Here is a 773-nt window from a genome sequence, read left to right on the forward strand (position 1 = left end):
GAGGTGTTTGCTGAGGTGTGTTTGCCGGAGGGTGAGTGGGGTCGGGCGGGTCGTTTTGGGTTGCATCCGGGGTTGTTGGATGGTGCGTTGCAGGCTGCGGCGGCGGGTGTGGTGGTGGGTGGTTCGGGTGATGGTTCGGGCGGGGATGGTGTTGGTGGTTTTGGTGGTGTGGGGTTGCCGTTTTCGTGGTCGGGGGTGTCGTTGTGGGCGTCGGGTGCGTCGGTGTTGCGGGTGCGGTTGTCGCCGGTGGGTGTGGGTGGTTTTTCGGTGGTGGCGGTGGATGGTGAGGGTGTTCCGGTGGTGTCGGTGGAGCGGCTTGCGGTGCGTCCGGTGGTGGCGGGGCAGTTGGAGCGGGCCGGAGCGGCTGCTGGGGTGGGGGACGTTTACCGGCTGGAGTGGATGAGGTTCCCGGTGTCCGGGACGGTGCCGGAACTCGGCGCGGTGGCGCTGCTGGGCGCTGACCTGCTCGGGGCCGGAAGGGGACTGGCGGCGGCGGGCGTCGAGGTCGCTCCGGTGGGCGACCGCGCGGACCTTCCCGGCGTGGTGGTGCTTCCGGTCGGTGCGGCGGCGTCTGCGGACGGGGCCGTCTGTCCGGACGGGTCGGTGGTGCGGGACGCGGTGGTGGACGTACTGGATGAGGTGCGGCGTTGGGTGGGGGATGAGGGGTGTGGTGGGTCGCGTTTGGTGGTGGTGACGTGTGGTGCGGTGGGTGATGTGGTGTCGGATGTGGCGGGTGCGGGTGTGTGGGGGTTGGTGCGGTCGGTGCAGTTGGA

At 69.7% G+C, this 773-nt stretch carries 1 protein-coding gene; it reads left to right on the top strand.

Annotated elements, in window-relative coordinates:
* Positions 1-15: 15 nt before the first annotated feature.
* Positions 16-773, top strand: a 758-nt coding sequence (locus tag POF43_RS34375) for a SpnB-like Rossmann fold domain-containing protein (RefSeq protein WP_282704966.1), incomplete at its 3' end; no start/stop codon positions are given.

The sequence above is a fragment of the Streptantibioticus silvisoli genome (genome assembly GCF_027947535.2).
Lineage (GTDB): Bacteria > Actinomycetota > Actinomycetes > Streptomycetales > Streptomycetaceae > Streptantibioticus_C > Streptantibioticus_C silvisoli.